The organism is Herbaspirillum robiniae (assembly GCF_002213415.1).
Classification (GTDB): Bacteria; Pseudomonadota; Gammaproteobacteria; order Burkholderiales; family Burkholderiaceae_D; genus Herbaspirillum; species Herbaspirillum robiniae.
In genome coordinates this window covers 70,201-83,551 of record NZ_NJGU01000013.1, presented here as the reverse complement: position 1 = coordinate 83,551, position 13,351 = coordinate 70,201, and the positions used below count along the sequence as shown (strand labels likewise).

At 67.7% G+C, this 13,351-nt stretch carries 7 protein-coding genes; all 7 read left to right on the top strand.

All coding sequences use genetic code 11. The features are described 5' to 3' along the window. Window positions 1–99 precede the first annotated feature (99 nt). Entirely contained in the window at window positions 100–777 is a 678-nt protein-coding gene (locus CEJ42_RS20845) for a response regulator (protein ID WP_079216009.1), read from the top strand. Between the two features lie 68 nt (window positions 778–845). Further along, window positions 846–2,156, top strand: a complete 1,311-nt coding sequence (gene phoR / locus CEJ42_RS20840; protein ID WP_079216007.1) for a phosphate regulon sensor histidine kinase PhoR — start codon at window positions 846–848, stop codon at window positions 2,154–2,156. Between the two features lie 272 nt (window positions 2,157–2,428). Beyond that, window positions 2,429–4,066, top strand: coding sequence for a methyl-accepting chemotaxis protein (locus CEJ42_RS20835; RefSeq protein ID WP_088752409.1), 1,638 nt, complete (start codon window positions 2,429–2,431; stop codon window positions 4,064–4,066). Window positions 4,067–4,496: 430 nt separating this feature from the next. Continuing rightward, window positions 4,497–6,917 carry a UDP-forming cellulose synthase catalytic subunit gene (gene bcsA / locus CEJ42_RS20830; RefSeq protein ID WP_088752408.1) on the top strand — a complete coding sequence of 807 codons (2,421 nt, stop codon included), beginning with the start codon at window positions 4,497–4,499 and terminating at the stop codon, window positions 6,915–6,917. 14 nt (window positions 6,918–6,931) lie between these two features. Beyond that, the gene (locus tag CEJ42_RS20825; protein WP_088752407.1) at window positions 6,932–9,307 is read left to right on the top strand and encodes a cellulose biosynthesis cyclic di-GMP-binding regulatory protein BcsB; all 2,376 of its coding nucleotides are present in this window, start codon (window positions 6,932–6,934) and stop codon (window positions 9,305–9,307) included. A gap of 11 nt (window positions 9,308–9,318) precedes the next feature. Continuing rightward, a complete protein-coding gene (locus CEJ42_RS20820; protein ID WP_129587810.1) occupies window positions 9,319–12,096 on the top strand; it encodes a cellulose synthase subunit BcsC-related outer membrane protein in 2,778 nt (925 codons plus the stop codon). After that, window positions 12,093–13,286 (top strand): cellulose synthase complex periplasmic endoglucanase BcsZ, encoded by a 1,194-nt coding sequence (gene bcsZ / locus CEJ42_RS20815; RefSeq protein WP_088752405.1) that lies wholly within the window; start codon window positions 12,093–12,095, stop codon window positions 13,284–13,286. The genes CEJ42_RS20820 and bcsZ overlap by 4 nt, the downstream gene beginning before the upstream one ends. Window positions 13,287–13,351: the final 65 nt, after the last annotated feature.

Here is a 13,351-nt window from a genome sequence, read left to right as displayed (position 1 = left end):
TCGCGCGGAAGACGACCGGCGGCCAGCCTCCACGAGCTGCCGGCCCGCGCGAAGCCGATATGCGGAGGGAGACCCGCAACCTGAGAAGAATCTGATCAAATGACCACTATCCTGATCGTCGAAGACGAACCGTCGATTGCCGAGCTGATTGCTTTCACGCTCAAGGAAGCCGGCTGGTCCAGTTTCGTCGTCAACAACGCCGCCGCCGCCTGGGATTTCGTCCAGCATCGCGCGCCGCAACTGGTCCTGCTGGACTGGATGCTGCCTGACCGCAGCGGCCTGCACCTGCTCTCGCGCATCCGCGCCGACCGCCAGCTGCAGCAGCTGTCGGTGATCATGCTGACCGCCAAGAGCATGGAAGAGGACAAGATCGCCGGCCTCGACAACGGCGCCGACGACTACATCACCAAGCCGTTCTCGCCGCGCGAGCTGACCGCGCGCATCAAGGCGCTGCTGCGCCGCAAGAGCCCGGAACATGCGCAGGAAATCATGTCCGCCGGCCCCATCACGCTCGACCCGGCCAGCTGCTCGGTCACCTTGTCGGGCGGCAAGATCGATATCGGCCACGCCGAGTACAAGCTCCTGAAGTTCTTTCTGGCCCATCCGGACCGGGTGTTTTCCCGCAGCCAGCTGCTGGACCGCGTCTGGGGCGACCATGTGGTGATCGAGGAACGCACGGTGGACGTGCACGTGCTGCGCCTGCGCAAGGCGCTGCGGGATGCCGAATACCTGATCAAGACCGTGCGCAGCGTCGGTTACATGCTGTCGACCAAATAAAAAAGCCTATTATTGGGCGACAATAGGGCCCCGGTGCCTCCGCGCCTCCACGTTTTCTTGCGAGATCAATGAGTCCACAACTGCTGTTCTGGATTCCCGCCGTCCTGCGCCTGGTGTTATGCCTGGCGGGAGCGGGAATCGTAGGCTTCTTCTTCGGCCCCATCGCCGGCCTGGTCACGGCGGTGCTGGGTGTCGGGGCGATGATGATCGCCCACCTGCATTACCTGTTGCGGCTCTCCAGCTGGCTGGACGACTCCGGCCAGTCGCGCCTGCCCGACGGCTGGGGCGCCTGGACCGACGTCTACGCGCGGCTGTACCGCATGCGTCGCGACGACGAGAAGAACCAGGCCGAGCTGACCGAATGGCTGGCGCGCTTCCGCCAGGCGATGAGCCTGCTGCCGGACGGCGTGGCGATCATGGACGACGTGCTGTTCCTCGAGTGGTGCAACCCGGCCGCCCAGCAGCACCTGGGTTTGCGCCTGGACCGCGACAAGGGCATGCGCGTGACCAACCTGATCCGCAACCCGGCCTTCATCGACTACATCATCCTCGGCCGCTACGAGCAGCCGCTGACGCTGGCGCTGCACGAGCGCAAGCTGATCGTGCAGATCATTCCGTTCGAAAACCGTCGCCAGATCCTGGTCACCCACGACGCCACCGAGTCCGAGCGCATCGACATGATGCGCCGCGATTTCGTGGCCAACGCCTCGCACGAGCTGCGCACGCCGCTGACGGTGATCAACGGCTTCCTCGAGATCGCGCTGGCCCAGCCCAAGCTGGACGAGCAGACCCGCACCGCGCACCTGACCCTGATGACCGAGCAGGGCCAGCGCATGCAGAACCTGATCGACGACATGCTCACGCTGACCCGGCTGGAGTCGATCGACTATCCGCTGCGTTCGGAAGTGGTGCGCGTGCAGCCGCTGCTCGAAGGCATCGCCGGCGAGGCGCGCGCGCTGTCGGCCGGCAAGCAGAGCGTCACGCTGGAAGTGTCCGGTCCGGACCTGAAGGGCAACGTCGACGAGCTGCGCAGCGCCTTCACCAACCTGGTCACCAACGCCGTGCGCTATACGCCCGAAGGCGGCAGCATCATGCTGCGCTGGGCCAGCGACGACAAGGGCGCGCATTTCTCGGTGCAGGACACCGGCATCGGCATCAGCCCGGAACACATCTCGCGCCTGACCGAGCGCTTCTATCGGGTCGACAAGAGCCGCTCGCGCGAGACCCAGGGCACGGGCCTGGGGCTGGCCATCGTGCGCCACGTGCTGCTGCGCCACCACGCCACGTTGGACATCCAGTCGGTGCCGGACCACGGCAGCACCTTCACGGTGTATTTCCCGGCCAGCCAGACCATCGAGGATTTTGTTGCCGCAAAGTGACAGGGAAAAAGGATGCCGCGGCATCCTTTTTTATTGGGCGAGCCCGGACAGCAGGGGGATGCGCGGATGTTGCCAGACATGCTAGGTAGAAATACGAATACCTGCCCGGCGGCCTTTTTGGCCAAAATACCACCGCGCGGGAACGGCCGCTGCCGGCCTTGCAGGCGGCGGCAAGCACAATGCCCCCGGTCCACAACGGGGGCGCCACAACAAGACCGGCCCGCCCGCCATCCTTCCCAAATACAACGATCGATTTTCCGCAGAGGGGAACCATGAATTACTTCGCCAACATGAAGATTGGCCGTCGCCTGGCGCTCGGCTTCGCCTTCATCCTCGTCGCCGCCAGCGTGGTGGTGGCCTTGTCCATCTGGCGCCTGCACGGAATCGCCGCGGCCACCGAGTCGATGATGGAAAAGCCCCTGCTCAAGGAGCGCCTGGTGTCGGACTGGTACCGCACCATCCATACCAGCGTGCGCCGCACCACGGCCATCGCCAAGAGTTCGGATCCCAGCCTGGCGGCCTTCTTCGCCGAGGATGCGGCAACCGCGACGCGCCAGTCGACCGAGCAGCAGAAGGCCATCGAGGCGCTGCTGAGCTCGGACAAGGAAAAGGACGTCTTCACCAGGCTGGCGGCCGTGCGCAAGGACTACATCAAGTACCGCGACGCCATCTCCAAGGCCAAGGCCGAGGGCCAGACCGAAGAGGCGGCCAAGATCCTGGCCGGCCCCTATGACGTGGCCGCCAAGGGCTACCTCGACCTGCTGCAGCAGCTGCTCAACGTGCAGCGCGCCGGCATCGACGGCATCGCCGGCGACATCCAGTCCATCTATGAGCAGAGCCGCAACCTGATGCTGGCGCTGGCGGTGCTGCTGGTGGCCAGCGGCTGCCTGTTCGCCTGGCGCCTGGCGCTGGGCATCACGCGCCCGCTGGAGCGCGCGGTCAACGCCGCCGAGTCGGTCGCCGCGGGCGACCTGACCACCCGCATCGACGCCGACCTGGCCGCGCGCCGCGACGAGACCGGCAAGCTGCTGCACGCGCTGCAGGCCATGACCGACAACCTGGCGCGCATCGTCGGCCAGGTGCGCAGTGGCACCGACGCCATCGCCACGGCCTCGCGCGAGATCGCCGGCGGCAATCTCGACCTGTCCGCGCGCACCGAGCGCCAGGCCGGCTCGCTGGAAGAAACCGCCTCGGCCATGGAAGAACTCACCTCCACCGTGCACCAGAACGCCGACAACGCCCGCCAGGCCAACCAGCTGGCGGCCTCGGCCTCGTCGGTGGCGCAGCAGGGCGGTGAAGTGGTGTCGCAAGTGGTGCAGACCATGGGGTCGATCAACGAATCCTCGCGCAAGATCGTCGACATCATCAGCGTGATCGACGGCATCGCGTTCCAGACCAACATCCTGGCGCTGAACGCCGCCGTGGAAGCGGCGCGCGCCGGCGAGCAGGGCCGCGGCTTCGCGGTGGTGGCCTCCGAAGTGCGCTCGCTGGCCCAGCGCAGCGCCTCGGCCGCCAAGGAGATCAAGGGCCTGATCGACGACTCCGTGGCCAAGGTCGGTTCCGGCAGCGAGCTGGTGGGCCGCGCCGGCAGCACCATGGGTGAAGTGGTGGCCAGCGTGCGCCACGTGGCCGACATCGTCGGCGAGATCACCGCCGCCAGCCGCGAGCAGAGCGACGGCATCAGCCAGGTCAACCTGGCCATCACCGAGATGGACCAGACCACCCAGCAGAACGCCGCCCTGGTGGAGCAGGCGGCGGCCGCCGCCGAGGCCATGCAGGAGCAGGCGGCGCGTCTGTCCGAGGTGGTCAGCCAGTTCAAGCTGGCCGCGCAGGAGGCGCAGGCCTATGCCGTGCCGCTGGGCCGTCCGGCCGTGGACATCACGCCGGAGCTGCCCGCGCTGCAGCGCTGAGCGGCCGGGCGCCGCCGCCAGAACTCGGCAACCGCAAGCCGGGCCCGTTCACGCGGGTCCGGTTTTTTTGCGTCCGTCGGTTCGTCATGGCGCCGGTGTGGTTGCCGCGCGACAATGCCACCGTCCATTTTTCGTCACGGGATTCCTTCGCTTGGGCGGACAGCGCTCGGGGCGATATCAGGGAAATCCCGATAGGAAGGCTTCCGGCCGGCTTGCAAAATCGCGGTGAGGAATAGTTTGTCTATTTCGCAATTTTTTTGTGAGTGTCTATTCGTATTGATGTGGCTTGAAATTCCACCTTTTACTGAATAGCTTAAATAAAATTTACCAAAAGTTTTCCTGCTGCAATGCGAAACGGCCGTCGAGGGAGTGTTAGCCTCGGACGCCCGGCGGCAAAGCCGCACCGAACAGCGAAGAACAACAGGCGACCATGGCCAAGCAAGATGCTGACGACGATCAAAGACTGACCGTGCCCGCCCGCGGCGGCAAGCGGCTGGCGGAGCGCCTGGGCGTGCTGGCGCTGTGGGCGGCGGTGGCGCTGGTGCTGCTGCCGGCCATCGCGGTGCGGGTCGACCTGGCGGCGCAGTTCGTGATGGCCGGCGCTGCGGTCGGCCTGATGCTGCTGATGCGCTCGCTGGGTTATGTGCGGCGCTTCCGCGTGTTTTTCCTGCTGCTGTCGAGCTTCCTGCTGCTGCGCTACCTGTGGTGGCGCACCTTCAATACGCTGGCCTACGACAACCTGTTCGACTTCATCTTCATGGTCGCGCTGTATGTCGCCGAGGTGTACGGCATTTCGATCGCGCTGCTGAGCTTCTTCGTCAACGTCTATCCGTTGAAGCGCGAGCCGCTGCCGCTGGACACCACGCCGGGCAAGCTGCCCACGGTGGACGTGCTGATCCCCACCTACAACGAACCGACCGAGCTGCTCGAAGTCACGCTGCGCGCGGCGCTGGACATGCGTTACCCGGCCAGCCATCTGCGCGTCTACCTGCTCGACGACGGCGGCACCGTGCAAAAGCGCACCCAGGCCTCGCCGGCCAAGGCGGCCGAGGCGCAGCAGCGCCATGTCGACTTGCAGGAGCTGGCCGCGCGCCACGGCGGCCACTACCTGACCCGCGAATTCAACCGCAACGCCAAGGCCGGCAACGTCAACGAAGCGCTGGCGCACTGCCAGGGCGACCTGGTGCTGATCCTCGACGCCGACCACGTGCCGACCGTGGATTTCCTGGAAAAGACCGTGGGCTTTTTCCAGCAGGACGAAAAGCTTTACCTGGTGCAGACGCCGCACTTCTTCATCAACCCCGATCCGGTGGAAAAGAACCTCGACATGTTCGGCCGCATGCCGCCGGAGAACGAGATGTTCTACGCCGTGATCCAGCGCGGCCTGGATTTCTGGGACGGCGCCTATTTCTGCGGATCGGCCGCGGTGATCCGCCGCTCGCACCTGGACGAAGTGGGCGGCATCGGCGGCGTCTCCATCACCGAGGACGCCGAGACGGCCATGAAGCTGCACGCCAAGGGCTACCGCAGCGCCTACCTCAACGAACCGCTGATCTCCGGTCTGCAGCCCGAGACCTTCTCCAGCTTCATCGTGCAGCGCCTGCGCTGGGCGCAGGGCATGGTGCAGCTGCTGTTGCTGCGCAACGTGTTCATGATGAAGGGCATGACCATCCCGCAGAAGCTGTGCTACTTCTCCAACACCTTCTACTGGTTCTTCAGCTATGCGCGCGTGATGCTGCTGCTGGCGCCGATGGCCTACCTGGTGCTGGGCCTGCGCTTCTACAACGCCAGCATTCCGGAGTTCTTCGCCTACGGCCTGCCGGCGATGGTGGGGGCGATCCTCACCTCCGACTACCTGTTCGGCCGCTACCGCTGGACGCTGATTTCCGAGCTCTACGAGATGCTGCAGTCGCTGTTCTCGCTGCAGGCCATCTTCATGGTGATCCGCAATCCGCGCGCGCCCAGCTTCAACGTCACGCCCAAGGGCGAGCACCTGGAGCACGACACCGTGTCGCAGCTGGCGGGGCCGTTCTACTTCGTCTACGCGGCGGTGGTGCTGACCATGGTGGTGGGGCTGGTCAAGCTGTTCCATGCGCATGAGCACCGCGACGTGATCGTCTCGGCGCTGTGCTGGGACCTGCTCAACCTGATCATCCTCAACGCCTGCATCGGCGTGCTGTACGAACGCAAGCAACGGCGCGCCACGCCGCGCGTGCCGGTGGACCTGCCGGCCGAGGCCATGAAGATCACCACGTCGTCCTCCACGCCGCAGGTGCTGGCCGAGGCCATCGAGGAGGGCGCGACGCTGCGCCTGCAAGGCGCGGCGAAGGCCGCCGTCGCCGAGGCCGTCTGGCATGCGCCCCTGCTGTGCCGCGTGATCGACATCTCGGCCGGCGGCGCGCAGCTGCAGTTCGACAATGCGCTGGGACAGGAAGTCGACCTGGAGATGAACCACCTGCGCATCTACAACCGGGCGATGGGCCACGAGAGCCTGATCCCCATCGAAGTGCGCAGCAGTTTTTCCTCGCGCGACAAGACCAGCCTGATCGTCGGCGTGCGCTTTACCGACCGCAGCGTGCACGGCATGTCCGAGTCGGTGTCGCTGTCTTCGGGCGACAGCAGCCGCTGGGCCGCGTTCCGCGCCAGCCGCAACCAGCGCCTGGGCATCTTCGGCGGCATCGCGCTGCTGGTGCGGCTGGGCACGGTGCATGCCGGCGGCCAGTACGTGCTGTTCTGCAAGGGACTGAGCAGTTATCTGCACCGGCGCGTGGTGGCGCCGATCCTGGCGACCCGTTTCGTCGCCACGCTGCCTTACCGCCTCAAGCGTTTTTACCGTTATCTCATCCAGTGAACCCGGAGCCATCGATGACTTCGAGCAAGAGCCTTACCCGTCGCTTTCCTTCCTTCGCCTTCCACGGCGTCGCCGTCGCCGCGCTGTTGCTGGCCGGCCTGCATGGGCCCGCCCGTGCACAGCCGGCGGCTGCGCCCGCTGCATCCGCCACGCCCGTCGTACCCGCTGCGGCGGCAACGGCGGGACCAGTCAAGGCGCCTGTGCCGGCGGCGAGCGCCCAGCCTCAGCCGCAATCGCAGACGCGCGACATCCATCTGGCCGACCTGGGCGGCAAGCCCGGCCCGATCCGCCTGACGCGCCTGGACGGCGCATCCATGCTGAGTCTGCCGCTGTCGCGCCGCGAGACCATCAAGTCGGCCGTGCTGCACTTGGTGTCGACCAATTCCATCGGGCTCAACAACCGCTCGCAGCTGGTGGTGCGCCTGAACGGCCACAGCATCGCCCAGTTGCAGCTGTCGGCGCGCCAGCCGGAGATCACCGCCGACATCCGGCTGCCGGTGGAGCTGCTCAAGCCGGGTTACAACCAGCTGATCTTCCGCGTGGCCCAGCACAGCCAGGAAAGCCAGTGCGAGGATCCCAACGCGCCCGAGCTGTGGACCGAGATCGACACCGCGCAATCCACGCTGCGCCTGCAGGCCGAGCTCAAGCCGGCCGCTCCGCTGCTGTCGGACCTCAACGACCTGTTCGATCCCAAGCAGCATGTGGCGCAGAAATTCAACATCATCACCGCCAGGCATCCCGGTTCGGATGACGACCTCGCCGCCGGCGGCATGGTGGCGCAGGGCATCGGCCTGAAGCTGCGCTACGTGCTGCCGGCCATCGCCCAGGTGGACGCGCAGGCCGGCAATGGCGCCGGCCCGGTGCCGGGGCTGGCGCTGGCCGGGCTGGGCAACGCCGACAACGTGCTGGTGGGCACGCTGGAGCAGATCAAGCCCTACATCGACGCCAGGATCGCCGCCCAGATCAAGGGCAGCTTCCTGGGCATCTACCCGATGCCCGACGGCCAGCACGTGATGCTGATCGTCTCCGGCAACGACGAGCGCGAAGTCGGCCGCGCGGCGCAGGTGTTCGCCTGGCAGCATCTGGAGTTCCCGCAGCAGGCGCAATGGAACATCGCCGACTTCACGCCGCCCGAGCTGCCCAACTACCTGCCGCAGGCGAACGTGTCCACCCAGGGCATCTACAGCTTCAAGCAGCTGGGATTCAACACCTCGCCGATCACGTCGGTCGCGCCGGCCGAGGTCAACGTGAACCTGCCGCCGGACGTCTACGCGCAGGAAGACGCGCAGATGGAGTTCCACCTGAATTTCTCGCAGGGCGCGATGATCAATTCCAGCATGGTCATCAACCTGTACCTGAACGACGTGTTCCAGCGCGCCATCTCGGTGGAGGACCGCCAGGGCGGCTTCTATGACAACTACCGCCTGACGCTGCCGCTGCGCCATTTCAGGCCGGGCAACAACGTGCTGTCGTTCCGCCCGATCATCATGCCCAACCGCCAGTGCGACCAGACCGGCCCGCTCAACATGAGCCTGTTCGACGACTCCTCGGTGAAGGTGCCCTACATGTACCGCTTCGCCCAGTTGCCCGACCTGTCGCGCTTCTCCAGCAACGCCTTCCCGTACGTCACGCACAGCGACGGCAGCCAGCTGGCGCTGGTGGTGGCCGGCCGCGACAGCGCCACCATCGGCGCGGCCTGGACGCTGCTGGCCAAGGTCGCGCAGAAGCAGACCGTGCCGCTGGGCGCGGCCCAGGTGACCTTCGGCAAGCCCACGGTGAACCGCCATGCGCTCATCGTCGGCGCCGTCGGCAACCTGCCGACCGGCATGATGAAAGGCGCGCCATGGACGCTGGAGAAGAATCTCAGCTTCGCCGGCGCCTCCATCCCGATGGCCACGCCCACCAGCGAGTCGAACTGGTTCCGCCAGCAGTTCCAGACCATCGCCGGCACCAACCGCAGCAATACCGATTCGAGCTACCTGAACACCGTCGTCTCCGGCGACGCCCGGCTCAACCAGCAACTGCTGGTGATGCAGTTCCGGTCGGCCGCGCTGGATGACCGCACCGCCACCGTGTTCGCCTCGGCCACGCCCGAGCAGCTGCAGCAGGGCATGGCGCTGCTGGTGTCGCCGGCCTACTGGAACAACATCGCCGGCGACGTCTCGCTGGTGTCCTTCGGCCAGGCCGAGGTCGCCACCCAGCGCATCGGTCCGACCTACGATGAAGGCACGATAGGCAAGGCCGAGTACCTGGGCTACATGGCCTCCAAATACCCGTGGACCTGGTACGGCCTGGTGGTGCTCGCGCTGCTGGTGCTGGCATGGCTGTGCTGGAGACAGCTGCGCGCCCACCTGCGCCGTCGCCAGGGCAACCGCAACATCGATATCTGAGCATGCGACGCATGAGGCGAGTGACTTATCCCGCGCTGCCCCCGGCCCTGTTGCTGGGGCTGGCTGCGGGCCTGCCCTGGTCCGCCGTGCAGGCGCAGCAGCAGGGCAATGTGACGGGCGTGCAGCGCCAGGCCCAGCAGTTCGAGCTCAGGCGCGGACAGGGCGACGCCCGGGTTGTGCAGGGCGACGGCGCCCGCGCGGCCCGCAGCGTGCAGCAGGATCTGAAGCTGCGCGGCGAGCAGTCGCGGCGCGACGCCGCTGAAACCCGGCGCCGCGAGCAGCAGGCCTTGCTGCCGCGCCAGGCCGGGTCGCAGGAGGAGGGCGCGGCGCCATCCGCCGCGCCGGCCGGCGTCGACGAACGTCCGTTGTGGGAGCTGCTGCGGCACAAGGACCTGGCCGGTTTCGATCGCCAGCTTGCGCGCGCCCGCGCGCAGGACCGGGCATGGACACCCTCGGCGCAACTGCTGGCCGAGCGCGCGCGGTTGAACAAGGAAGGCGAGATCGAGCGCCTGTTCGCCTACGCCAGGAGCGGCCCGGTCGGGCCGCTGAGCTCCTCGCAGCTGCAGGCGCTGATCGCGCAGTATCCGCAGGACTTCTCCTGCGCGCGCATCGACCGGCTGTGGAACGCGGCCGAACTGTTCGCCCGCGCCGGCCGCAAGGACGCGGCCTTCGACCTCTATCGCTCGGTCTTCCCCGACTGCACGCCGGCAGCCAACCGCATCGCCACGCTCTATATGGCGCAGCAGAACCTGGGCGCGGACAGCGAGATGATCGACCGGCTCATCGCCGCCGAAGCCGCCGGCACGCGCGACGCCGACAGCGACGCCAAATTCCAGCGCCTGGTCTATGACCGCCTGCTCACGCGCCTGGCCGCGCTCGATCCGGCCGGCGCCGATGCCGCGCAACTGGCGCCGGCGCTCGCCGACGGCATACGCGGCTATCAGGATGCCGCCGCTGCCGCGCTGGTGGGATGGATCATGCTGGCGCACAACGACCTGGCCGAGGCCGCCGTCTGGTTCAACCGCGCGCACCAATGGCAGCCGGCCAATGTGGATGCGCAGCTGGGCCTGCTGCAGATCCGCCTGCAGGCGGGCGACATCGCCGGCGCCGAGAAGCTGCTGGCCGCCCCCGCGCTGGCCGCCGATCCGCGCGCGAAGGCGCAACGCGCCCGCCTGGAGCTGCTGCGCGCCGACCGCTACAACCAGGCCAAGGACTATGCCGCCAGCCTGGCCGCACTGGACGAGGCCGAACGGCAGGGCGCCAGCCGCCAGCAGACCGCCGCGCTGCGCGGCTGGAACCTCTATGGCAGCGAGCGCTATGAACAGGCTGCGCAACTCTTTGCGTCGCAGTACCGCGCCACTCGCGACGCGCGCATGGCCGAGGGCTGGGCGCTGGCCGAGAACGCCCGCGGCCGGCTGGCGCAACTGGCCGCCGCCCCGGAGTCGAAGCAGGCGCCGCTGTCGGTCTACGTGACGGCGCTGCAAAGCCAGCAGCTGTACTACCAGAAGCAATTCGTCCAGGCCGACAGCCTGCGCCAGCGCGCCGAGGCGCAGATCGACGCCCAGCCCGCCGACGACGCTGCGCAGTTGCGCGAGAGCGTGCAGGGCTACCTGCCCGATGGGCTGCAAGGCATCCGCGCGGCATCGGTCACGGCCGGCTTCAGTTATTCCAACCACGCCGGCGCCGACGGCCAGGGCCACCTGGAAACGCTGGCCCCGGCGTTGCGCGCGCAATGGTTCGGCGGCGACAACGGCACGCGCCAGTACGACCTGCGCGTACGCAACCTGCGCCTGGACGCGGCGCCGATCAGCCCCGATCCGGTGGCGCAGGCGCTGGGCGTGCCGGCCTCGGCCACCCAATCGGGATTGCAGAACGTGCGCGAGCTCTGGTTCGGCGCCGAAGACAGCGTCTGGCTGACCGATCTCGGCCGGCTCGCCTGGCAGGCCGCGGCCGGCGTCACCGACGGCGGCGCCGGCGGCACCGACCTGCATGTCCAGGCGGCGCTGGGCCAGCAGACGCAGTGGGGCAACTGGTCGGCCTATGTGGGCAGCAACCCGGTGCGCGATTCGCTGCTGTCCTGGCGCGGCCAGGCCTTGCCGGGCACCGGCGACTGGTGGGGCGACGTGCGGCGCAACGCGGTTGGCGTGAAGGCGCTGGTGCAGGCCGCGCCGCGCTGGAGCGTGTCGGCCAACGCCGAGCTGGCCGACTTCAGCGGCCACAACGTGCAGGGCAACAGCGCGCTTGCGCTGGACCTGGGCGCGGGCTACGACCTCAAGCTGTCCGGTTTCGATTACTTCAATGTCGGCCCGGCGCTGCATTACCTGCATTACGCCAACAACCAGAACCAGTTCGGCTGGGGACTGGGCGGCTACTACAGCCCGCAGCGCTCGGTCAGCGCCGGCGTCGCCTCGCAGTTCATGACGCCGGAGGGGCGCCAGTCGCAGCTGTCGGGCAACCTGGAGCTTGGCTGGAACAGCGCCTCGCAATCGGCCGCGGCCTGCCTGCCGTCGCCCTACCGCGGCGTGGCGGCGTCCTCGGTCAATTGCGGTTATGCTGGCGGCAGCGACAACGGCATGTATGCGCATCTGCAGCTGGCAGCGGTAAGGCGGCTGGCGCCGCGCTGGCAGCTGGGCGTGCTCGGCGACCTCAACGTCACGCCGGGACGCGACCGGCAATACGCGGCCATGCTGTTCGTTCGTTACTTCTTCGAGGATCGCGCGGCCGTCTTCAGCCGCGATTTGCCGAAGACCACGCGTGATTTCTCCGGACAGCTGGACGATGGACGATGACACCACTCTCACTCAAACGGCGGCGCCTGCTGCAGGCGGGCGCCGCGCTGGTTCTCGTGAACCTTTTGCCCGGCGAGGCCGCTGAGGCCTTCGCCCAGGGCTGTCCCGCGGGCTGGCCGCAATGGGAGGCCTTCGCCCGGCGCCATGTGCAGGCCGACGGGCGCATCGTCGATTTCTCCGTGCCCGAGCAGCAGAGCACCTCGGAGAGCCAGTCCTACGGCATGTTCTTCGCGCTGGCGGCCAACGACCGCGCGCGCTTCGCCGCCATCTGGCAGTGGAGCCGCGACAACCTCGGCGCCGGTTCCGACAAGCTGCCGGCCTGGCAGTGGGGCAGGCGCGAGGGCGGCAGCTTCGGCGTGATCGATCCCAATTCCGCCTCCGACGCCGATCTCTGGTTTGCCTATGCCTTGCTGGAAGCCAGCCGGCTGTGGCAGATGCCGCAATACCTGAAAGCCGGCATGATGCTGCTCAATCAGGTCAAGGCGCAGGAAGTGCGCGCGATGGGCGAGCTGGGCCCGATGCTGCTGCCCGGCCCCTATGGCTTCGACGCCGGCAAGGATCGCTGGCGGCTCAACCCGAGCTATTTGCCCTTGCCGTTGCTGCGCCGTTTCGCCGGGGTCGACCCGGCCGGCCCGTGGGCGGCGATGGCGCAGGGCGCGCTGAAGCTGGTGACGCAATCCTCGCCGCAGGGCTTCGCGCCGGACTGGGTGATCTACGACGCCGGCAAGGGCTTCCAGCCCGATACCGAGCGCTCGGTGCTGGGCAGCTACGACGCGATCCGCGTCTACCTGTGGGCCGGCGTGACCGACGACGGCGACCCGCTGGCCGGGCCGTTGCGCGCGGCGCTGGCGCCGATGACGAAGGCGATCGCCGCCTACGGCGGCCCACCGGAAAAATTCAACACCGTGACCGGCGCGCCGGAAGGCCGCGGACCGGTGGGCTTTTCCGCCGCCGTGCTGCCGTGGCTCAAGGCGGCCGGCGCCGCCGATTCCCTGGCGGCGCAGGAAAAGCTGGTGCAGGACAAGTGGCAAGCCTGGTCGCGCGCGACGCCCAAGGCGGGCGCGGACGGCGACGGCGAGTTCAACTACTACAACAGCATGCTGACCCTGTTCGGCTGGGGCTGGCTGCAGGGGCAATATCGTTTCGACGCGGCAGGGCAAGTGACGCCCGCGTGGGCGTGCAGGTCCTGAGCGTGGGCGCTGCTCATCCGGTGGCGTTCGCCGGGCATTGACGGCTGGTGAACGGCAGGCAGTGA

What these genes read in the sequence shown, in the direction of transcription:
- CEJ42_RS20835 (WP_088752409.1), top strand. Translation starts at nt 2,429, where the DNA reads ATGAATTACTTCGCCAACATGAAGATTGGCCGTCGCCTGGCGCTCGGC.
- bcsZ (WP_088752405.1), top strand. Translation starts at nt 12,093, where the DNA reads ATGACACCACTCTCACTCAAACGGCGGCGCCTGCTGCAGGCGGGCGCC.
- CEJ42_RS20845 (WP_079216009.1), top strand. Translation starts at nt 100, where the DNA reads ATGACCACTATCCTGATCGTCGAAGACGAACCGTCGATTGCCGAGCTG.
- CEJ42_RS20820 (WP_129587810.1), top strand. Translation starts at nt 9,319, where the DNA reads ATGAGGCGAGTGACTTATCCCGCGCTGCCCCCGGCCCTGTTGCTGGGG.
- CEJ42_RS20825 (WP_088752407.1), top strand. Translation starts at nt 6,932, where the DNA reads ATGACTTCGAGCAAGAGCCTTACCCGTCGCTTTCCTTCCTTCGCCTTC.
- bcsA (WP_088752408.1), top strand. Translation starts at nt 4,497, where the DNA reads ATGGCCAAGCAAGATGCTGACGACGATCAAAGACTGACCGTGCCCGCC.
- phoR (WP_079216007.1), top strand. Translation starts at nt 846, where the DNA reads ATGAGTCCACAACTGCTGTTCTGGATTCCCGCCGTCCTGCGCCTGGTG.